This is a genomic window from Halomonas sp. JS92-SW72 (genome assembly GCF_003547075.1).
GTDB lineage: Bacteria > Pseudomonadota > Gammaproteobacteria > Pseudomonadales > Halomonadaceae > Halomonas > Halomonas alkalicola.
On the sequence record NZ_CP032147.1, the window covers coordinates 1246165 to 1264265 of the forward strand.

Annotated in this window: 18 protein-coding genes; 7 read left to right on the forward strand and 11 right to left on the reverse strand. The window is 69.0% G+C overall.

The window, feature by feature from the left end; all coding sequences use genetic code 11:
- The 9 genes from bktB to D1793_RS06000 all read right to left on the reverse strand — a co-directional run bounded on the left by bktB (position 1) and on the right by D1793_RS06000 (position 9161).
- Positions 1-1188: a beta-ketothiolase BktB gene (bktB, locus tag D1793_RS05965; protein ID WP_119021336.1), complete on the reverse strand. Its 1188-nt coding sequence runs from the start codon at positions 1186-1188 to the stop codon at positions 1-3.
- Between the two features lie 15 nt (positions 1189-1203).
- Positions 1204-2310, reverse strand: a complete 1107-nt coding sequence (locus D1793_RS05970; protein ID WP_119023598.1) for an acyl-CoA dehydrogenase family protein — start codon at positions 2308-2310, stop codon at positions 1204-1206.
- Between the two features lie 44 nt (positions 2311-2354).
- Positions 2355-3899 carry a fatty acyl-CoA synthetase gene (locus tag D1793_RS05975; RefSeq protein WP_119021337.1) on the reverse strand — a complete coding sequence of 515 codons (1545 nt, stop codon included), beginning with the start codon at positions 3897-3899 and terminating at the stop codon, positions 2355-2357.
- Between the two features lie 12 nt (positions 3900-3911).
- On the reverse strand, positions 3912-5135 hold the full coding sequence (locus D1793_RS05980; protein ID WP_119021338.1) for an ABC transporter substrate-binding protein: 1224 nt from the start codon (positions 5133-5135) through the stop codon (positions 3912-3914).
- 273 nt (positions 5136-5408) lie between these two features.
- On the reverse strand, positions 5409-6593 hold the full coding sequence (locus D1793_RS05985) for a zinc ABC transporter substrate-binding protein (RefSeq protein WP_119021339.1): 1185 nt from the start codon (positions 6591-6593) through the stop codon (positions 5409-5411).
- A gap of 34 nt (positions 6594-6627) precedes the next feature.
- Entirely contained in the window at positions 6628-7518 is an 891-nt protein-coding gene (locus tag D1793_RS05990; RefSeq protein ID WP_119021340.1) for a metal ABC transporter permease, read from the reverse strand.
- The gene (locus tag D1793_RS05995) at positions 7502-8236 is read right to left on the reverse strand and encodes a metal ABC transporter ATP-binding protein (RefSeq protein ID WP_119021341.1); all 735 of its coding nucleotides are present in this window, start codon (positions 8234-8236) and stop codon (positions 7502-7504) included. Before D1793_RS05995 ends, D1793_RS05990 begins: the two co-directional genes overlap by 17 nt.
- On the reverse strand, positions 8236-8388 hold the full coding sequence (locus D1793_RS19390; RefSeq protein ID WP_162899924.1) for a hypothetical protein: 153 nt from the start codon (positions 8386-8388) through the stop codon (positions 8236-8238). The genes D1793_RS05995 and D1793_RS19390 overlap by 1 nt, the downstream gene beginning before the upstream one ends.
- A gap of 95 nt (positions 8389-8483) precedes the next feature.
- On the reverse strand, positions 8484-9161 hold the full coding sequence (locus D1793_RS06000) for a hypothetical protein (RefSeq protein ID WP_162899925.1): 678 nt from the start codon (positions 9159-9161) through the stop codon (positions 8484-8486).
- Positions 9162-9322: 161 nt separating this feature from the next.
- On the opposite strand from D1793_RS06000, the gene D1793_RS06005 reads away from it, so the two are divergent.
- From D1793_RS06005 to D1793_RS06015, 3 genes are all read left to right on the forward strand, one after another.
- Positions 9323-10330 carry a DUF4349 domain-containing protein gene (locus tag D1793_RS06005; RefSeq protein WP_162899926.1) on the forward strand — a complete coding sequence of 336 codons (1008 nt, stop codon included), beginning with the start codon at positions 9323-9325 and terminating at the stop codon, positions 10328-10330.
- Positions 10331-10448: 118 nt separating this feature from the next.
- Positions 10449-11648, forward strand: coding sequence for a Na/Pi cotransporter family protein (locus tag D1793_RS06010; RefSeq protein WP_240407787.1), 1200 nt, complete (start codon positions 10449-10451; stop codon positions 11646-11648).
- A 24-nt stretch (positions 11649-11672) separates the two neighbouring features.
- Positions 11673-12359 (forward strand): PhoU domain-containing protein, encoded by a 687-nt coding sequence (locus D1793_RS06015; RefSeq protein WP_119021343.1) that lies wholly within the window; start codon positions 11673-11675, stop codon positions 12357-12359.
- A gap of 90 nt (positions 12360-12449) precedes the next feature.
- Here the strand turns inward: D1793_RS06015 and D1793_RS06020 are convergent, their stop codons facing one another.
- Positions 12450-13454, reverse strand: a complete 1005-nt coding sequence (locus D1793_RS06020) for an aldo/keto reductase (RefSeq protein ID WP_240407788.1) — start codon at positions 13452-13454, stop codon at positions 12450-12452.
- A gap of 17 nt (positions 13455-13471) precedes the next feature.
- Entirely contained in the window at positions 13472-14065 is a 594-nt protein-coding gene (locus tag D1793_RS06025; RefSeq protein WP_119021344.1) for a class I SAM-dependent methyltransferase, read from the reverse strand.
- A gap of 209 nt (positions 14066-14274) precedes the next feature.
- On the opposite strand from D1793_RS06025, the gene D1793_RS06030 reads away from it, so the two are divergent.
- The 4 genes from D1793_RS06030 (at position 14275) to D1793_RS06045 (ending at position 18027) form a co-directional block, all read left to right on the forward strand.
- Complete coding sequence (locus D1793_RS06030) at positions 14275-15525, forward strand: YbfB/YjiJ family MFS transporter (RefSeq protein ID WP_119021345.1); 1251 nt, start codon at positions 14275-14277, stop codon at positions 15523-15525.
- A 121-nt stretch (positions 15526-15646) separates the two neighbouring features.
- Entirely contained in the window at positions 15647-16030 is a 384-nt protein-coding gene (locus D1793_RS06035) for a DUF4168 domain-containing protein (RefSeq protein ID WP_119021346.1), read from the forward strand.
- Positions 16031-16286: 256 nt separating this feature from the next.
- On the forward strand, positions 16287-17279 hold the full coding sequence (locus D1793_RS06040) for a hypothetical protein (RefSeq protein WP_119021347.1): 993 nt from the start codon (positions 16287-16289) through the stop codon (positions 17277-17279).
- 1 nt (position 17280) lies between these two features.
- On the forward strand, positions 17281-18027 hold the full coding sequence (locus tag D1793_RS06045) for an HIRAN domain-containing protein (protein WP_119021348.1): 747 nt from the start codon (positions 17281-17283) through the stop codon (positions 18025-18027).
- Positions 18028-18101 lie beyond the last annotated feature (74 nt).

Below are 18101 nucleotides of genomic sequence, written 5' to 3' on the forward strand. Positions count from 1 at the left end.
TCACAGGCGCTCGATCAGCAGGGCGATGCCCTGGCCGCCGCCGATGCAGAGGGTGATCAGGCCGTAGCGGCCGCCGGTGCGCTCCAGCTCCGCCAGCGCCTTGATGGTCAGGATGGCACCGGTGGCGCCGACCGGATGGCCCAGCCCCACGGCGCCGCCGTTGGGGTTGAGCTTCTCGGCCGGGAAGCCCAGCTCGTCGGCCACCGCCATGGCCTGGGCGGCGAAGGCCTCATTGGACTCGATGACGTCGATATCGGCCATGGTGAGCTTGGCCTGCTCCAGGCAGCGGCGCACGGCGGGAATCGGGCCGAGCCCCATCAGACGGGGCTCGACCCCGGCGGTGGTGCCTACCAGGAAGCGTGCGCGGGGCGAGAGGCCGCGCCGCTCGGCTTCGTCGGCGTGGGCCAGCACCAGGCTGGCCGCGCCGTCATTGAGGCCCGAGGCGTTACCGGCGGTGACGATGCCCTCCTTCTGAAAGGCGGGTCGGAGTCGGCCCAGGTCCTCCAGGGTGACGCCGTCGCGCACGTGCTCGTCCTGGGCGAAGACGCGCTCCGCCTTCCCGTCGCGCACGGTGACCGGCACGATCTGCTCCTCGAAGCGGCCCTCGGCGATGGCCCTTGCCGCCTTCCGGTGGCTCTCCAGGGCGAAGCGGTCCACCGCCTCGCGGGTCAGGCCGTGGCGGCTGGCGATGTTCTCGGCGGTGCAGCCCATGTGGCCGCTGCCGAAGGGGTCGCTGAGAATCCCGAGGGTCAGGTCGGTGACCGCTGCGTGCCCCATGCGCAGGCCGCTGCGCGTCTGGGGCGGCAGCAGGTAGGCGCCGCGGCTCATGGACTCGGCGCCGCCGGCCAGTGCCAGGCGGCTGTCGCCCAGGGTGATCTGCTGGGCGGCGGAGAGCAGCGCCTGCACCCCGGAGCCGCACAGGCGATTGACGTTGAAGGCGCCGGCCTCGTCGGGTACGCCGGCCTCTCTGGCGATATGGCGCGCCAGGTAGGCGTCCTCGGGGCCGGTGGTGATGATATGGCCGTAGACGGCGTGGTCGATGGCCGCCGCCTCGACGCCCGAGCGTGCCAGCGCCTCCCGGGCGGTGACGGTGCCGAGCTCGTGGGGGGCGAGGCCGGCCAGGCTGCCGCCGAAGCCGCCGATGGCGGTGCGGGCACCGCCCAGAATGACAACGGAATCCAGTTGCATGGGGTCTCTCCCGGTTCAGGCCTTGCCCAGCAGCGAGCGGGCAACGACTTCCTTCATGATTTCCGAGGTGCCGGCGTAGATGGTCTGTACCCGGGCATCCAGATAGAAGCGCGAGATGGGGTACTCGCGGGTGTAGCCGTAGCCGCCGAAGAGCTGCAGGCAGGTGTCGGCGGTGGCGCACTGCATCTCGGTGAGGCGCAGCTTGAGAATGGCGGCCTCGGTGGGGCCCATGGCGCCCTGGCGATACTGCGCCATGCACTTCTCGAGGTAGGCGCGGCCGAGCTCGATGTCGGCCTGCACCTCGGCCAGGGTGAAGCGGGTGTTCTGGAAGTCGCCCACCCGCTGGCCGAAGGCGCGGCGCTCCTGGACATACGCGAGGGTCAGCGCCAGGGCCCCCTCCATGGCGCCCAGGGCCTGGGCGCCGACGCCGAGCCGCTCCCGGGGCAGCTCCTGCATCAGGTAGGCAAAGCCCTGGCCCTCCTCGCCGAGCAGGGCGTCGGCGGGGAGCTCCATGCCGTCGAAGAAGAGCTCGGCGGTATCGCTGGCGTGCTGGCCGATCTTCTTGATCGGCTGGCCCCGGGAGAAGCCGGGCAGGGTGGTGTCGACGAGAAAGAGCGAGACCCCCCTGGCGCCCGCCTCCGGGTCGCTCTTGGCGCAGACGATCACCAGGTCGGCCACCTGGCCGTTGGTGATGAAGAGCTTGCTGCCGTCCAGTCGCCAGCCGCCCTCGGTGCGCTGGGCGCGGGTCTTCATGGCGGCCAGGTCGCTGCCGGCGCCGGGCTCGGTCATGGCGATGGCGCCGATTACCTCGCCGCGGGCCATGGCCGGCAGCCAGCGCTGCTGCTGGGCCGGGGTGGCGATATGCAGCAGGTAGGGCATCACGATATTGGCGTGGATGTTGTAGGCGCTGGCCAGGCCGCCGAAGCCCTGCCGGGAGATCTCCTCGATGACCAGCTGGGTGATGGTGAAGTCGACCCCGGCGCCGCCCAGGGGCTCCGGCATGTCGATGCCCAGCAGCCCCACCTCGCCCATCTGCCTCCAGAGCTCGCGGGGCAGCTCGCCGGCCGCCTCCCAGGCCTCGTAGTGGGGCGCCACCTCCTGCTCCAGGAAGCGGCAGATCATGTCGTGGAAGAGCGGGGTCAGCTCGTCCTGGGGGATGGCCTCGGTCACGCGTTCAGCTCCTTGCGCAGGTGTCGCTTGAGAATCTTGCCGGCGGTGCTCTTGGGCAGGGCGTCGGCGAAGAGCACCCGCTTGGGCACCTTGTAGGGCGCCATGACGCCCTTCGCATGGGCGATCAGCGCCTCCTCGCTCACCTCCTCGCCCTCCTTGAGCACCACCACGGCGGTGATCGCCTCGATCCACTTCTCGTCGGGCAGGCCAATTACTGCCACCTCGGAGACGGCGGGGTGCTGGAAGAGCCCCTCCTCCACCTCGCGGCTGGCCACCACCACGCCGCCGGTATTGATGACGTCCTTGATGCGATCGACGATGTAGAGGTAGCCCGCCTCGTCGAAGTAGCCCACGTCGCCGGAGTGGAACCAACCGCCGAGGAAGGCCTCCTCGGTCATCTCCGGCTTGTCCCAGTAGCCGGTGAGCAGCTGGGGCGAGCGGTGGACGATCTCGCCGTGCTCCCCGGGGGCGACGTCGTTCATCTCGGCGTCGACGATGCGGGTCTCCACGGTGAGGATCGGGCGGCCCGCCGAGGCTGGCCGCGCGTCGTGCTCCTCCGGGCGCAGCACCGTGGCCAGGGGGGCGATCTCGCTCTGGCCGTAGCAGTTGTAGAGCCCCACGCCGGGGATGCGCTGGCGCAGCTCCTCCAGCACCGGCACCGGCATGATGGAGGCGCCGTAGTAGGCCTTCTTCAGGCGGCTCAGGTCGGAGCGTGCGAAGTCGGGGTGGCGCAGCAGGCTGATCCACACCGTGGGCGGGGCGAAGAAGGAGGCGATGCCCTGGCGGCTGATCTGGGCCAGGCAGTCGTCCGGCAGCGGCGCCTCGCGCAGGTGCACCGGCGCCCCCAGCAGCAGCGCCGGCATCAGGAAGACGTGCATCTGGGCGGAGTGGTAGAGCGGCAGGGCGGCCAGCATCGGCTCGTCGCCTCTGAGGTCCAGCTCCACCATGCAGGCCAGGTACTCGGCGAGCAGCGCCTGGTGGGTCATCATCGCCGCCTTGGGGGCGGCGGTGGTGCCGGAGGTGTAGAGCAGCTGGGCAAGGCTTGCGCCCTCCACGGCTACCTCCGGCTCGGCGGCGCTGCCCTCGCCGGTGGCCGTGGCCAGCACATCGAAGCCGCTATCGCCCCCGGCATGCAGGGTGCCGGTGAGAGGCAGCGTCATACCCTCCGTGGCGGCGGCGACGTTCTCGGCCAAGCTCAGGTCGCTGAGCAGGCCGGCGGCGCCGGACTGCTCGAGGATGTAGCCGAGCTCGTCGGCGGTGAGGGCGTAGTTCACCGGCACGTGCACCAGGCCGGCGCGGGTCGCTGCCAGCCAGGCGATCACGTAGGCATCGGAGTTCTTGCCGTAGACCGCCAGGCGGTCGCCGGGGGCGAGGCCGGCGCCGAGCAGGGCGTTGGCCACCCGGTTCACGGCCCGGTTCAGGTCGGCATAGCGCCACTCGCGGTCGTGGAAGGCCAGGGCCAGCCGGTCGGCGTGCTTGCGGGCGCTGCGGTTGAGGGCGGCGCCGATGGTGTTCTGCTGGATCTTCGGGTTGAGGCTCATGTCGTTCCCCCCTCAGGCGCCGTTGTTGACCAGGTGGCACTGGCTGTCGGACAGCGGGCGGAAGGCCTCCTCGGCGGGGATAGTGCGCACCAGCCGGAAGAGGTCGTCCTCGTCGACCGCCTCCTCCGGCGACTTCACCTCCACCAGGTACATGTCGTGCACCATGCGGCCGTCCTCGCGGATGTAGCCGCCGGTGGCGAAGATGTCGTTGATCGGCGTGGCGGCCATCTGCTCGCGTACCGCCTGGGCCTCGTCGGTGCCGATGGCGTCGACTGCCTGCAGATAGTGCAGGGTGCTGGAGTAGAGGCCGGCGTGGACCATGGTCGGCATGCTGCCGGTGCGCTCGCGGAAGCGCTCGGCCCAGGCGCGGGACTCCTCGTCGCGGTCGTAGAACCAGGCCTTGGTGAACTGCAGGCCCTGGGCATCCTCGAGGCCGATGCTGCGGATATCGGTGCTGAACAGCACCATGCCGGCCAGGATCTGGCCCGCCTGGGTGATGCCGAACTCGCTGGCGGTGGCAATGGCGTTGATGGTGTCACCACCGGCGTTGTTGAGGGCGATGACGTCGGCGCCCGAGGCCTGGGCCTGGAGCATGAAGGAGGAGAAGTCGGTGCTCGGGAAGGGGTGGCGCGCCTTGCCCACGATGTTGCCGCCGTTCTCGAGGACCACCCGCTCCACGTCGCTCTCCAGGGCGTGGCCGAAGGAGTAGTCGGCGCTGAGCAGGTACCAGTTGGGGTTGCCCTCCTGGGTGATGGCGCGGGCGGTGCCGTTGGACATCGCCCAGGTGTCGTAGACCCAGTGGATATGGTTGGGCGAGCAGCTCTCGTTGGTCACCCCGGAGGAGACGGCGCCGTTGACCAGCCCCAGGCGGTTCTCCTCCTCCAGCAGGCGCACGGCGGCCAGGGTGACCGATGAGGCCACCAGGCCGGTGACCATGTCGACGTTGCGCTCGTCGATCCACTCGCGCACGACGCTGGAGCCCACGTCGGCGCTGTTGCGGTCGTCGGCGCTGAACACCACGATGTCGGCGCCGGCCACGCTGCCGCCGACGTCCTCGATGGCCATCTGGATGGCATCGAGACCCAGCGGGCCGATGGGGTCGCGGTAGACGCCGGACATGTCGGCCAGGTAGCCGATGCGGATCTCGTTGTCGGTGATCTCGGTGGCACCCGCCTGGGAGGCGAGCAGGACGGAGGCGGCGAGGGTGCCCAGGGCGAACTGACGGGTCTTGATCATGGAGAGGCCTTTGCGTGGTCGCGTTGTTGTTGTGCGTCTCTTCCGGTGCGCCGAGGCCGGCGCCCGACACCCATGGTAGGGGCAAAGGCCGGGCCGGAATTGACCTATCGAGCCAGAGTTTTTGCATTTCGTGCCAATCTGGCGGGCGCTTTTATCAAGCAGGCAAACGAAAGGGGCCGGATGCCGACATAACCGGCCAGGCGGGAGAAGGGGTGCCGTAAACGTCAAGGGGCGCCCGAAGGCGCCCCTGTGCATCACTGCCGAGCCGTTCGCTCAGTGGCGATGGCCGTGGCCATGATCGTCGTGGTCGTGGTCGTGGTCCTCGTGGCCATCGTGGCCATGGTCGTCATGGCCGGGCTGGGCCAGGGCGTCATGCAGGGTCTGGGCGTTGTGGCGCATCATGCCCAGGTAGGTGCTGGCCTCGCCTTCCGCGGCCAGGGCGTCGGCGTAGAGGGTGCCGGCGATGGCCAGGCCGGTCTCCTCGGCGAGCTGGTTGATGATCGCCGGGCTGGTCATGTTCTCGTGGAACAGCGCCTGGACGTTCTGCTCGCGGATCACGTCGATCAGCCGCGCCATGTTGGCCGCGCTCGGCTCCGCCTCGGTGGAGAGACCCACCGGCGAGAGGAAGCGCAGGCCGTAGGCGTTGGCGAAGTAGCCGAAGGAGTCGTGGCCGGTGATCACGCTGGTGGAGGCGGGAATCTCGCCGAGCAGGCGACGCATCTCCTCGTCCATGGCCTGGATCTCGGCAATGTAGCGTTCCGCGTTCTCGCGATAGGCGGCCGCGTTGTCCGGGTCAGCCTCGATCAGGCCGTCGCGGATATTGGCCACGTAGATCTTGCCCATGGCCAGGTCCTGCCAGCCGTGGGGGTCCTGGTCGCCATGGTCATGGTCATCATGGCCGTCGTGGTCGTCGTGACCGTGGTCGTCGTGGCCGTGGTCGTCGTGGCCGTGGTCGTCATGCCCGTGGTCGTCGTGGCCGTGGTCGTCATGGCCGTGGTCGTCGTGGCCGTGATCGTCATGCCCGTGGTCGTCGTGGCCGTGGTCGTCGTGGCTGTGGTCGTCGTGGCCGTGATCGTCATGCCCGTGGGCATGGCCATGGTCGTGGCCGTGATACGCCAGCTTGCGGATGCCCTCGGTGGTGGTCACCAGGGGGCCGGCGTAGTCGCTGGCGTCGATCAGGCGCTCCATCCAGCCCTCGAACTGCAGGCCGTTGAAGACCACCAGGTCGGCCTCGGCCAGGGACCGGGCGTCGGTGGGGCGCGGCGAGTAGACGTGGGCGTCGCTGTCGGGGCCGACCAGGGAGGTCACCTCGACGTGCTCGCCGCCGACGTTCTCGATCATGTCGGCGAGGATGCTGAAGCTGGTGACCACCTGCACGCGTTCGGCGGCGAAGGCGGCGGGCAGGGCCAGCAGGGCGGAGACGCCGAGCAGGGCGGCGGAGGCGTTCACGATGCGCATGGGGCAGGGTTCCTCGAGTGTCGTGTCGTTGGGGTCAGTGGGATTCGGGGGCGCCCAGGGGCGAGGCGCGGCGCTGCAGGCGCTCGCGCAGGCTGTGGTGGCGGCCCAGCAGCGCCGAGAGCAGGTAGGCCGCGCCGGCCAGCAGGATGATCGCGGGGCCGGACGGTAGGCTCAGGTGGTAGGAGAGCAGCAGCCCGCCGGTGCTGGCGACCAGGGCGATGGCCACGGCGATGCCGATCAGCCCCTCCAGACGCTTGCTCCAGAAGCGCGCCGTGGTGGCCGGCAGCATCATCAGGCCCACCGCCATCAGGGTGCCCAGGGTCTGGAAGCCGGCGGTGAGGTTGAGCACCACCAGGCCCAGGAAGACGCCCTGGATCAGCCCGCTGTGCAGCCCCTGGCCGCGCAGGAAGAGCGGGTCCAGGCACTCCACCACCAGGGCGCGGAAGATCACCGCCAGGGTCACCACGATCAGGCTGCTGATGGCGGCGATCAGCACCAGGGCGGTGGTGTTCACGGCCAGGATCGAGCCGAATAGCACGTGGGTGAGGTCCACGCTGCTGCCGCCCAGCGATACCAGCATCACCCCGGCGGCCAGGGAGATCAGGAAGAAGCTGGCCATGGCGGAGTCCTCGCGGTGGCCGGTCATCTGGGAGACGCTGCCGGCCAGCACCGCCACCAGCAGGCCCGAGAGCACGCCGCCCAGGCTCATGATAGGTAGCGAGAAGCCGGCGAACAGGAAGCCCAGCGCCACGCCGGGCAGGATGGCGTGGGCCATGGCATCGCCGATCAGGCTCATGCCGCGCAGCATCAGGAAGACCCCCAGCGGCGGGGCGGCCAGCGACAGGGCCAGGCCCGCCACCAGGGCGCGCCTCATGAAGCCGTAGTCGAAGGGGGCGAGCAGCCAGGCGTCAAGCAGTTCCAGCATGCAGGGTATCCGGGAAGGTGAGGGGCAGGCGCGGCGCGCGGGGCGGCTGGCCGGCATAGCGTTCGAGCAGTGATTCGGGGCTGGCCCAGCGGCCGTGGCCACCGGCCAGCAGCAGCACGTCGTCGGCCAGGCGCGAGAGCTGCTCCATGTCGTGGAGCACCACGATGATGGTGGCGCCCTCCCGGGCCATGTCGCGCAGCACCTCCATCAGCACGTCGACGGTCTCGATGTCGACGTTGGCGAAGGGCTCGTCGAGCAGCAGCAGCTCGGCCTCCTGCATCAGGGTGCGGCCGAGCAGGGCGCGCTGGCGCTGGCCGCCGGAGAGCTCGCCGAGCTGGCGGTGGGCCAGGTGGGAGATGCCCAGGCGGGCCATGATCTCGCGGCCGCGGCGGTAGTGGGCCGCACAGTAGCCCTTCAGTGCGCCGTGGCTGGGCCAAGTGCCGGTCATGATCAGCTCTTCCACGCTCATCGGGAAGGTGAGGTCCAGGGCCAGCTGCTGGGGCAGCCAGGCGCAGCGCTCCTTGGGCACCTGGCAGGCCACGCGGCCGGCCACCGGGCGCAGCATGCCCATGATGGCGCTGATCAGGGTGCTCTTGCCGGCGCCGTTGGCGCCGATCAGGGCGGTGATGGCGCCATCCTGGAAGCGGCCGTCCAGGTGCTCCAGCACGGTGCGTCCGCCCCGGGCGAGCTGCAGGTCCTCGAGCTGCAGGCGCGACATCAGGACCACCACCCGGCAGCCCAGGAGACCGCCAGCCACAGGCCGGCCAGGGGCAGTGCCGCCGCCAGCAGCAGCCGGCGGGTGGCGGAGAGCGACATCAGCGAGAAGTGGCAGGGCCCTTCCGGGCGGTGCCGGTGTGCACGGTGTGCCATGGGGAAACCTCCGTCGGAATGGCGGAGGTTATAACATAACAATAGCGATCCTGGCCACCGTCACGGGAATACGCCGGCGAGGGGCGTGGCAGGCGTCAGTAGCGCAGCGCCACGCCCAGTTGGTTCGGCCCCACCAGCAGGGCGTACTCGCCCTCGAGATGCAGGTCGCCGAGGCTCACCCGGGCCGGCTGGAAGCGGTTCACCGCCGCCGTGGCCTGGCGCGGCTGGGTCTGCAGCTGCAGCTCGTTGATCAGCATGCCGGTGGCGAAGTTGATGGCGCCGTCGCGCTCGCGGCCGTCGCCCACGGCGATCAGGAGCCCCGCCGCGGTGTTGACGGCAAGCGACCCCAGGCGTGCCTCCCAGCTGCGGCGCCGCTGCTCCTCGGCGGCGACGGACTCCAGCAGCGCTCGAGCGCCCTCGATATCGCCCGGCTCGCCTGCCGCAAGCTCCCGGGCGGCGGCGGGGTGAGGCTGGCGATCGAGGAACATGCCGCCCAGCGCCAGGGCCGACTTCACCACGCCGACGCGGGCATCAAAGCGGTCGTCGCGGTCGCTCGCCTCGCTGGCCTGCCAGGCGTTGAGCGCCAGGCTGCCGGCGTAGATCGTCGTCCAGCCCACCTGCCAGGTGTTGGCGTGGCGGGCGCCGTCATTCAGGGCGGCCTCATAGCCCTGCCATTCGCCGTCCGGCGCCTGGGCCAGGGCGGGCAGGGGCAGCAGCAGGGCGAGCAGGCAGCCGAGGCGGGTGAATCGAGTGAAGCGGGCGAGACGGGGCATGGCGATCTCCAGCGAATCGGGACGCATCGGGACCCGGCAGGGGAAGCCTAGCACCGCCGGCCGGGGGGAGCCCACCGTCGCCCATCGGCAACGCTGCGCAGCGGCTGACGGCGGTGAAGTGCTACGCTTCAGGCATTCTCCCCGTCATGGACGACCCCGGCATGCCCTCCCGTGCTTTTATCTCCTTCCGCCCCCGCCTGCCGGGTCTCCTTTTTTCGGGCCTGGGCCTGCTGGCCGCGCTGGGGCTCTCCGGCTGCGACGCCTTCGATGGCGGCCAGGTCTCCTCGCCCTATTCCGACCCCTACGCCACCGGCCAGGAGTTTTCCGGCAAGGAGTTCGCCGGCGAGGCCATGGTACGCCAGGCCGATCTGGCCGGCGGTGCCCGGGCCCCGGAAGCGGGCGCCGAGGCGGACGCCTCGCGCATCGAGGAGCGGCGCCACTACCAGCTGCAGTTCGATGCCGCCGACGCTCTGGTGGTCGCCTACCACGAGGTCCATGAGGCCTGCCTGGGCATGGGCGGCTGCCAGGTGGAGCAGGGGCGGCTCAACACCCCGCGCCAGGGGCTGGCCGGCGGCACCCTGGTGATGCGCATCGACCGCGACCGCATCGACGAGGCCGAGCCGGTGCAGCGCCTCGGCGATTCCCCGGCGCTGAGCGGCGCGGAGATCACCCGCGAGGACCGTACCCAGCAGATGATCGACCTGGAGGCGCGCCTGGCCCAGCAGGTGGTGCTGCGCGAACGGCTCGCCGAGCTGGCCCAGGAGGGGCGCGGCTTCAGCGAGCGGCGCATCCAGGACCTCTTGCAGGTGGAACGGGAGCTGGCCCGGGTGCAGGGCGAGATCGAGTCGATGCAGGGCCGCCAGCGCCATCTCTCCCGGGTCACCGAGAGCGTCTCGGTGACCGCCAGCTTCCAGCAGCAGCGCTGGGTGGAGCCCCACCAGCACGGCCCCCTGGCCCCACTGTGGCGCGCCCTGGACCGCAGCGTCAGCCTCTTCTTCGAGTCGGTGGGCCAGGTGATCCTGGTGGTGGTCTTCCTCACTCCCTGGCTGGTGCTGGGCATTCCCGCGCTGTGGCTGCTCACCCGGCTATGGCGCCCGGTGCGCCGCGGGATCTCCCGCCTGGGCCAGCGCCGCCGCGTGCGGCGGACAGCATCGCGTGACGACTCCTGACGATGTAAGGTGCGGGTGTCATCAAAGTGTCACATAGTGGCGCTACGTTGCGCCCACTGACACGGAATCGTCACGTAACCGTCACGAAGGGACCGTTCACCTACACGGCAGACCGCTAATGTCGAATCCAGGACCTTCCACCGATCGTCCCGCTCTCGCCCGCCAGGCCACTCACGAGGTGCCTGCCTGGCTGAGGGGCATCTACGCCGGCCTGTGCCTCTACCTGTTCCTGGCCGCCCTCAACGTGCTGGGCGCCGGGCTCGGCACCTTCGGCAGCGACAGCGATATGCTGACCCGCGCCTTCGCCTATGGCGAGAACCCCTTCATCGCCCTGATGGCGGGTGTGCTGGTCACCATGATCGTGCAGAGCTCGTCGTTCACCTCGGCGCTGATCGTCACCCTGGTGGCCAGCGGCGAGATGACGCTGGGCACCGCCGTGTTCGCCATCATGGGCGCCAACATCGGCACCGCGGTGACCGGGGTGATCGTGGCGCTGGCCAACGTGCGCATCAAGCGCAACTTCCGCCGCTCCTTCACCGCGGCGATGATGCACGACTTCTTCAATATCCTGACCGTGCTGATCGTCTTCCCGATCGAGTGGTTCACCGGCATGTTCCACGAGGGCGGCCGCGGCATCTTCACCCGGCTGGCCGCCTGGCTGGCGGAGCTGATCGGCCTGGAGGAGGTCGCGCGCCCAAATAGCCCGATCAAGGTGATCACCGCGCCTATCGTGGACAGCGCCAACTGGATCGGTGCCACCCTGATGCCGAGCCCGGCGGCGGCCGGTCTGCTGACGGCCGGCATCGGCCTGCTGCTGATGTTCGCCGCCCTGGTGTTCATGGTGCAGAACCTGCGCGGTGCCCTGCTGCGCCACATGGACGGCCTGTTTCGCACCTACTTCTTCCGCACCGACACCCGTGCCTACGGGGTCGGGGTGGTTTCCACCGTGCTGGTGCAGTCCAGCTCCATCACCAGCAGCCTGATGGTGCCGCTGGCCGGGGCCGGGGTGGTGCGCCTGCGCCGGGTGCTGCCCTTCATGATGGGCGCCAACCTGGGCACCACGGTGACCAGCGTGCTGGCCGCCACCGCCAATCCCATCGCCGCGGCGATGACGGTGGCGCTGTTCCATGTCATCTTCAACCTGACGGGTACCGCCATCTGGTGGCCGCTGCGGGTCATCCCGCTGCGCATCGCCACCTGGTACGGCCGCCTGGCCGGCAAGCAGATCCGCTACGCCTTCCTGTTCCTGATCGGCGTATTTCTGGTGGTGCCGCTGGTCGGCATCACCCTCACCGAACTGTTCATGAGCCTGCGCTGAGCGCGGCCAACCGGGAGGTTCCCCATGTTTCGACAGCTCTATAGCGCCCTCACCTCCGAGAACAGCATCGACCAGGCCTACGCGGACCTGACCGGGATGCTCGAGCACGGCGCCTGGATGTTCGCCCGCGCCAACGAGGTGCTCTACAGCACCGTGCCCGCCGAGGAGGTGCGCCAGCCGCTCTACCAGCGCGATGGCGCCGTCAACGAGCTCGAGCGCTCCATCCGCCGCAAGGTGCTGCGCCATCTCACCGTCAACCCCGGCCACGACGTGGCCATCTGCCTGGCGCTGATGAGCGTGGCCAAGGACGCCGAGCGCATCGGCGACTACTGCAAGAACGTCTTCGAGGTCGGCGTCTTCTACAGCGAAGGCTTCCACGTGCCGAGCTACCAGAAGCCGCTGGACGAGATGGCCGAGCGCTTGAACGGCCTGTTCCAGGAGTTGATCGCCGCCACCCGCGACTCCGACGAGGCCAAGGCCCACCGGGTCATCACCGCCACCCGCGAGATCCGCAGCCGCTGCGACAAGCTGATCGAGGCGCTGCTGCGCGAGGAGGAGGCGGTCGAGTTCCACGAGGCGGTGGCCTACTCGCTGCTGGCCCGCCACTACAAGCGGGTGGCCTCGCACCTGGCCAACATCGCCACCGCGGTGACCGGCCGCCTGGAGGACCTGGACTTCCCCAGCGAGGACGACGACCGCGCCCTGGATTGAGGCCGGCGCCCCGGCGGCCTGCCTCTGATAGCGAGAACCCCGCCCAGGCTCACGCCTGCGCGGGGTTCATTTGTGCTGCCCAGGTGAGCCTCAGGCGTGCGCGAACTCCTCGGTATCCACCTCGGCCTGCTGCGCCTCGGCGTAGCGTCCGCCGGCCACCCGCTCCGGGGCCAGCAGCGCATCGAGCCGCGCCACGGTGGTGGCCTCCAGGCGCAGCTCACCGGCGGCCAGGTTCTCGCCCATGTGCGCGATGGAGCGGGTGCCGGGGATCGGCAGGATATCGTCGCCCTGGGCGCGCAGCCAGGCCAGGGCGAGCTGGCCGGTGGTCACCTCGAGCCGCTCTGCCACGGCCTCAAGCTCGGCCAGCAGCGCCAGGTTGTGCGGCAGGTGCTCGGCGCTGAAGCGCGGCATGGTGCGGCGCATGTCGCCCTCCGCCAGCGGGGTGTCGGCCTGGATCGCCCCGGCCAGGAAGCCGCGGCCCAGAGGGCTGAAGGCCACCAGGGCCGCGCCCACCTCGCGGCACGCCTCGATCACCGCGATCTCCGGGTTGCGGGTCCACAGCGAGTACTCCGACTGCACCGCGGCGATGGGATGCTCGGCCTGGGCCCGGCGCAGGGTGGCCGCCGAGACCTCGGAGAGCCCCACGGCGCCGATCTTGCCCTCTGCCACCAGGCGGCCCAGCTCCCCCACGCTCTCCTCGATGGGCACCTGGCGGTCCCAGCGGTGCAGGTAGTAGAGGTCGATATGGTCGGTGCCCAGGCGCTCGAGGCTCTCCTCGCACTGGCGGCGCAGGGTGGCCGGGCGGCCGTCGATCACCTTCCTGCCCTGTTCGGGGTCCATGGCCATGCCGCACTTGCTGGCCAGCAGGATCTCGCCGCGCTTGGCGGAGAGGGCCTTGCCGACCAGCCGCTCGTTGGCGGTGGCGCCGTAGAGGGTGGCGGTATCGAAGTGGCGATAGCCCATGTCGAAGGCGGCATCCAGGGCGCGCAGCGCCTCCGCCTCGGGCACCGGTTGGCCGTAGCCGTGGGAGAGGTTCATGCAGCCCAGGCCGATGGCGGGGGAGCCGACGTCCTGAAGGCGGGAGAAAAGCGTCATCACGGGGTTCCTCGTTCTCAGCGCTTGCGGGCGATGAACTGCACCACGGCGCCCAGGCCGGTATGGCCGCGCCCCTCCAGCACCTCGCGCTCGCACTCCCGGCTGAGCTGGATCTCCAGCTCGGCGAAGGCGGCATCGAGCTCGGCGGCCGTGAGGGTGCGGTCCGGGGTGCCGGGGCCGCCGGTATTGCGGGTCGCCTGCTGGGGCGTATAGGCCTCGAGGATCAGCACGCCGCCGGGCTTGAGGGCGCGGATCACCTGGCGGTGCAGGTGGGGGCGCCCCGCGGTGGGCAGGTGGCAGAAGATCGAGACCACGGCGTCGTAGGACTCGGGGGCGAACTCGTGGGCGGTGAGGTCGGCGTTGAGGGTGGTCAGCGCCACGCCCTTCTCCTCGGCCAGCTGGGCGGCCTTGCGCAGGCCCACCGAGGAGGCGTCCACCGAGGTGACCCAGTGGCCGAGCCCCGCCAGGTAGACTCCGTTGCGCCCCTCGCCGTCGGCCAGGCAGAGCACACGCTTCGGCGCCTCGCCGATCAGGCCGGCCTGCTCGCGCAGGAAGTCGTTGGGTTCGGTGCCGTAGACATAGTCATCCGTGCTGTAGCGGTCGTCCCACATGGGGCACTCTCCTGTTGGGGGTGGTCTGAGCCCGAGAGTAGCAAGTTATGCCGACAATGTGGCAGCGATATGTCGGTATTCGGCGACGTCATGCGGCGGGGCGCTTCCTTGGCTTTCGTCGGGGGGGTGGTGTGGGGCGAGTCGGGGTAAGGTAGAACCCTTAGCGTCATAACGACACAACGACAACACGGACCTCAGGAGCGCCAGGCATGGCCACGCCTTCGTCATCCTCCCTCGGGGTGCCTTCCCCGGGATTTCTCTCCCCGCGCTATCGGGTGCTGCTGGCCGGGGTGTTCAGCCAGCTGCTCTGCATCGGCGTGGCACGCTTCGCCTATACGCCGCTGCTGCCGGTGATGCAGCAGCAGGCCTGGCTCTCCGACGCCCAGGGCGGCTGGCTGGCCGCGCTCAATTACGCCGGCTACATGCTGGGGGCGCTCACCGCGGCCTCCATCCACAGCATCCGGCTCAAGGACACCCTCTACCGCCTCACCCTGGTGCTGGCGGTGCTCTCCACCGCCGGCATGGCCCTCGCGGACAGCTTCTGGCTGTGGGCGGCCATGCGCTTCGTGGCCGGTTTCTCAAGCAGCGGTGCCATGCTGCTGGCCTCGGGGCTGATCCTGCACTGGCTGATCAGCCACCGGCAGCGCGGCGAGCTGGGCATCCACTTCGCCGGGGTGGGGCTCGGCATGCTGGTGGCTGCCCTGGCGGTGGAGCTGATGCTGCGCCTTTCCTTCGACTGGCAGGCCCAGTGGTGGGGCTTCACCGCCTTGGCCGCGGCGCTGCTGGTGCCTGCCTGGCGCTGGCTGCCGCGACCGACGAAGCCTGTAGAAGGCGCCGCCGCGAGTGCCGCGCCCGCGGCCATACCGCGCAGCCGCACCTTTATGCGGCTGATGCTGGCCGCCTACTTCTGCGCCGGCTACGGCTACGTGATCAGCGCCACCTTCATCGTGGCCATCGTGGAGCGCGAGCCGCTGCTGGCCGGCGCCGGCAACTGGACCTTCGCCCTGGTGGGCCTGGCCGCCGCCCCCGCGGTGATGGTGTGGGACCTGATCGCCCGGCGCTTCGGTTACCTGGGCGCGCTGATCGCGGCCATGGCCCTGCAGGTGGTGGGCATCGTGCTGCCGGCGCTCACCTCTAGCCTGGCCGGCGTGCTGATCAGCGCCGTGCTCTACGGCGGCACCTTCCTCGGCTGTGTGAGCCTGGTGCTGACCATGGCCGGCCGGCTCTACCCCCAGAGCCCGGCGCGGATGATGGGGCGCATGACGCTGGCCTACGGCGTGGCGCAGATCGTCGCCCCGGCGCTCACCGGCATGCTCGCCGAGGCCACCGGCCACTACTACACCGGCCTGTGGCTGGCCGGCGGCTTCGTGGCCCTGGGGGCGCTGCTGCTGATCTGGCTGCGTGCGGTGGACCAGACCGCCCAGCGGCTGGATGCCGAGGCGAGGGGAACCGCGGCCTGACACCTGATGAATCAACCTGTTACCAAGGGTTACCGGAAAATGTTGAACGCGAGTGGGTGAGTGTCGTCACAGGGGGCACATGCACGTAACGCCCCCCTGGGGTGATTCTCTGGAGGTATCAATGAAACGGATGACAGCCCTTTTTTCCGCCGCCCTGCTCAGCGCCGGCCTGATGTCGGCCACCGCCCACGCCCAGCAGGATCCGGCCGCCGCTCCCGAGCAGCCCCAGGCCGCGGCCCCGGCGACGGACTTCACCGATGAGCAGCTCGAGCAGTTTGCGGAGGTCTCCCAGGAGATCGTCGTGATCTCCCAGGAGTACACCGAGCGCCTGCAGGCCGCCGAGGACGAAGCCGCCCAGCAGGAAGTGCAGATGGAGGCCAACGACAAGATGGTCGAAGCGGTCGAGGAGGGTGGTCTCGACGTGGATACCTTCAACGCCATCGGCATGGCGGTTCAGCAGGACCCCGAGCTGATGCAGCGCGTTCAGGAGAAGGTCGAGTCGTAAGGCTCGCGGACCGGGCCCAGGCCCGGTCCCGATGTATGGTGTTCCCCGACGCGGCCGGCCCAGGTTCCCCCGTCCCCTCGGCATGTCCGGCCGGACCGCGTCCTTCGCCCCCGCACCTTGTGGGGGTTTTTTGTGGGTGGTGGGCAGGTTTTGCAGGGGTGTTATAGTAATTACCAACACGGCCCCGATCGGCGGATCCGCTCTGCGGTGATGCTGCTGAGGGGTTTTTTGATTCCGGGCTGCCAGGGACCGCGCCATGATCGATCGTGAGGGAGTCGAGCAAGGACCAGATCAGGTCATCGATATTGCGAGCTGGGACATCCATCAGGAATACGAGGTCTTCCCGGTTGGCGCTCGGGACAAGTCGCTGCTGGTCTGCCCGAATCCGGCTCCGTTCGACTTCTGTTTGCCGGGCCATAACTACCTGTTCAAGGAAGCCATCAAGAGTGCCAACGACCCTGGCAAGCCACGTCACCCCGATCAGTACTGGGCCGAGCTGATCGCCTTTCGCATCGGACGCCTGATGGGGCTGACCCTGCCGCCGGTGTTCGTGGCGATCGATTCGGAGCGTAATGAACCCGGCACCCTGAACGAGTGGTTCATGGGCTACCCCGGCAGTGGAGATGAGCGCTATTTCCCCGGAGGCGACTACATGCAGCGCCGTATTCCGGGCTATGACCGTGAAAAGGGGAAGCAGCACAACCTGGCTACCATCATCGAGATCAGCCGCATTCTTGAGCGTGGCAAGTGGCTGACCCATGACTGGCGGCGCTACTGGGGGCTGTGTCTCTGTTTCGATGCGCTGATCGGTAACACCGACCGCCATCAGGAAAACTGGGGGCTGATCTGGAGCGAGGAAGGGCCTTTGGCACGGTTCGCGCCCTACTTCGACAACGGCACCAGCCTGGGGCATGAGTTGTTACCGGAGAAGATGCAGCGCATGATGCGCGACCCGAACGAGCTCGCGGGATACCTGCGAAGGGGCCAGCATCAGATGCGCTGGGCCAGGGACGACAGTCGGCGCCTACCATTGATCGAAGGAGTCGTCGCGTACTGTCGGCACTTTCCCCATATCCGACCGATACTGATAGAACGGCTGCAAAGATGGTGCGAAGATGACTTGGAGGCCATGCTGTACCGCCTCACACAGTTCGACCTTCCGCACCCGCATACAGCTCAACGTGCTGAATTTATTGCCTTCCTGACGCTGACAAGGAGAGCGCGCCTGCTGGAGGCGCTGGAGAACTGACATGACCCGCTTTATCGAACATCTGGTGGAACCACAGCGGCTGCTGCTCTTCTGGCAGGCCCGCGAGAGCAAGAAACGCTCTCGCTATCGCGTGGGCCAGCTGGTGATGAAGGGCGGTCAGGTAGTGCTTCAATATGACCACGGCCCCGAGATGACAGAGGCGAAGCAAATGGGCTTCGAAGGCTATCCCGCCTTCCCGCTGAAGCAGGTGGAGCACAGCCACCAGGTGATGGAGGCCTTCAAGCGGCGCCTGCCGCCGCGAAGCCGAGGCGATTTCAGTCGCTATCTGGAGCTGCGTGCCATCCCTGCCGATGCCGAGATCAGCGACTTCGCCCTGCTGGGGTACAGCGGTGCCAAGCTACCCAACGATGGCTTCGAGCTGGTTCATCCCTTCGATGATCCGCCTGAAGCCTTCGAGGTGCTGGTGGAGGTGGCTGGGTTCCGCCATGAAGCAGAACTCGACGCCTCAGACCTGAGCAAGGGCGAACCCGTGCAGTTCGTGCCGGAACCTGAAAACCAGGTTGATGCACACGCTATCAGGATGGAGAGCGCCGGACGAAAGCTCGGTTATGTTCCGCGGGGGCACCTGGACATGCTTCACCGCATGCTGGACCGGGGTGCTGCCCTCGACGGCGAGGTATTTCGCATCAATGGCAGCCCAGAGCGCCCCCTGGTCTATGTACTGACCCGGATCCGACTGGATGACCGACCGGCAATGCCGGCCAATGTGTTCCGGATGCAGGCTTGAGCCTGATGCGCTGAGCGCCGTACACATGCGTCAACACGGCCCCCGCCTCTTGGCTCTCACGAGCTTACGCGGGG

What these genes read in the sequence shown, in the direction of transcription:
- bktB (WP_119021336.1), bottom strand. Translation starts at nt 1,188, where the DNA reads ATGCAACTGGATTCCGTTGTCATTCTGGGCGGTGCCCGCACCGCCATC.
- D1793_RS05970 (WP_119023598.1), bottom strand. Translation starts at nt 2,310, where the DNA reads ATGATCTGCCGCTTCCTGGAGCAGGAGGTGGCGCCCCACTACGAGGCC.
- D1793_RS05975 (WP_119021337.1), bottom strand. Translation starts at nt 3,899, where the DNA reads ATGAGCCTCAACCCGAAGATCCAGCAGAACACCATCGGCGCCGCCCTC.
- D1793_RS05980 (WP_119021338.1), bottom strand. Translation starts at nt 5,135, where the DNA reads ATGATCAAGACCCGTCAGTTCGCCCTGGGCACCCTCGCCGCCTCCGTC.
- D1793_RS05985 (WP_119021339.1), bottom strand. Translation starts at nt 6,593, where the DNA reads ATGCGCATCGTGAACGCCTCCGCCGCCCTGCTCGGCGTCTCCGCCCTG.
- D1793_RS05990 (WP_119021340.1), bottom strand. Translation starts at nt 7,518, where the DNA reads ATGCTGGAACTGCTTGACGCCTGGCTGCTCGCCCCCTTCGACTACGGC.
- D1793_RS05995 (WP_119021341.1), bottom strand. Translation starts at nt 8,236, where the DNA reads ATGTCGCGCCTGCAGCTCGAGGACCTGCAGCTCGCCCGGGGCGGACGC.
- D1793_RS19390 (WP_162899924.1), bottom strand. Translation starts at nt 8,388, where the DNA reads ATGGCACACCGTGCACACCGGCACCGCCCGGAAGGGCCCTGCCACTTC.
- D1793_RS06000 (WP_162899925.1), bottom strand. Translation starts at nt 9,161, where the DNA reads ATGCCCCGTCTCGCCCGCTTCACTCGATTCACCCGCCTCGGCTGCCTG.
- D1793_RS06005 (WP_162899926.1), top strand. Translation starts at nt 9,323, where the DNA reads ATGCCCTCCCGTGCTTTTATCTCCTTCCGCCCCCGCCTGCCGGGTCTC.
- D1793_RS06010 (WP_240407787.1), top strand. Translation starts at nt 10,449, where the DNA reads ATGTCGAATCCAGGACCTTCCACCGATCGTCCCGCTCTCGCCCGCCAG.
- D1793_RS06015 (WP_119021343.1), top strand. Translation starts at nt 11,673, where the DNA reads ATGTTTCGACAGCTCTATAGCGCCCTCACCTCCGAGAACAGCATCGAC.
- D1793_RS06020 (WP_240407788.1), bottom strand. Translation starts at nt 13,454, where the DNA reads ATGACGCTTTTCTCCCGCCTTCAGGACGTCGGCTCCCCCGCCATCGGC.
- D1793_RS06025 (WP_119021344.1), bottom strand. Translation starts at nt 14,065, where the DNA reads ATGTGGGACGACCGCTACAGCACGGATGACTATGTCTACGGCACCGAA.
- D1793_RS06030 (WP_119021345.1), top strand. Translation starts at nt 14,275, where the DNA reads ATGGCCACGCCTTCGTCATCCTCCCTCGGGGTGCCTTCCCCGGGATTT.
- D1793_RS06035 (WP_119021346.1), top strand. Translation starts at nt 15,647, where the DNA reads ATGAAACGGATGACAGCCCTTTTTTCCGCCGCCCTGCTCAGCGCCGGC.
- D1793_RS06040 (WP_119021347.1), top strand. Translation starts at nt 16,287, where the DNA reads ATGATCGATCGTGAGGGAGTCGAGCAAGGACCAGATCAGGTCATCGAT.
- D1793_RS06045 (WP_119021348.1), top strand. Translation starts at nt 17,281, where the DNA reads ATGACCCGCTTTATCGAACATCTGGTGGAACCACAGCGGCTGCTGCTC.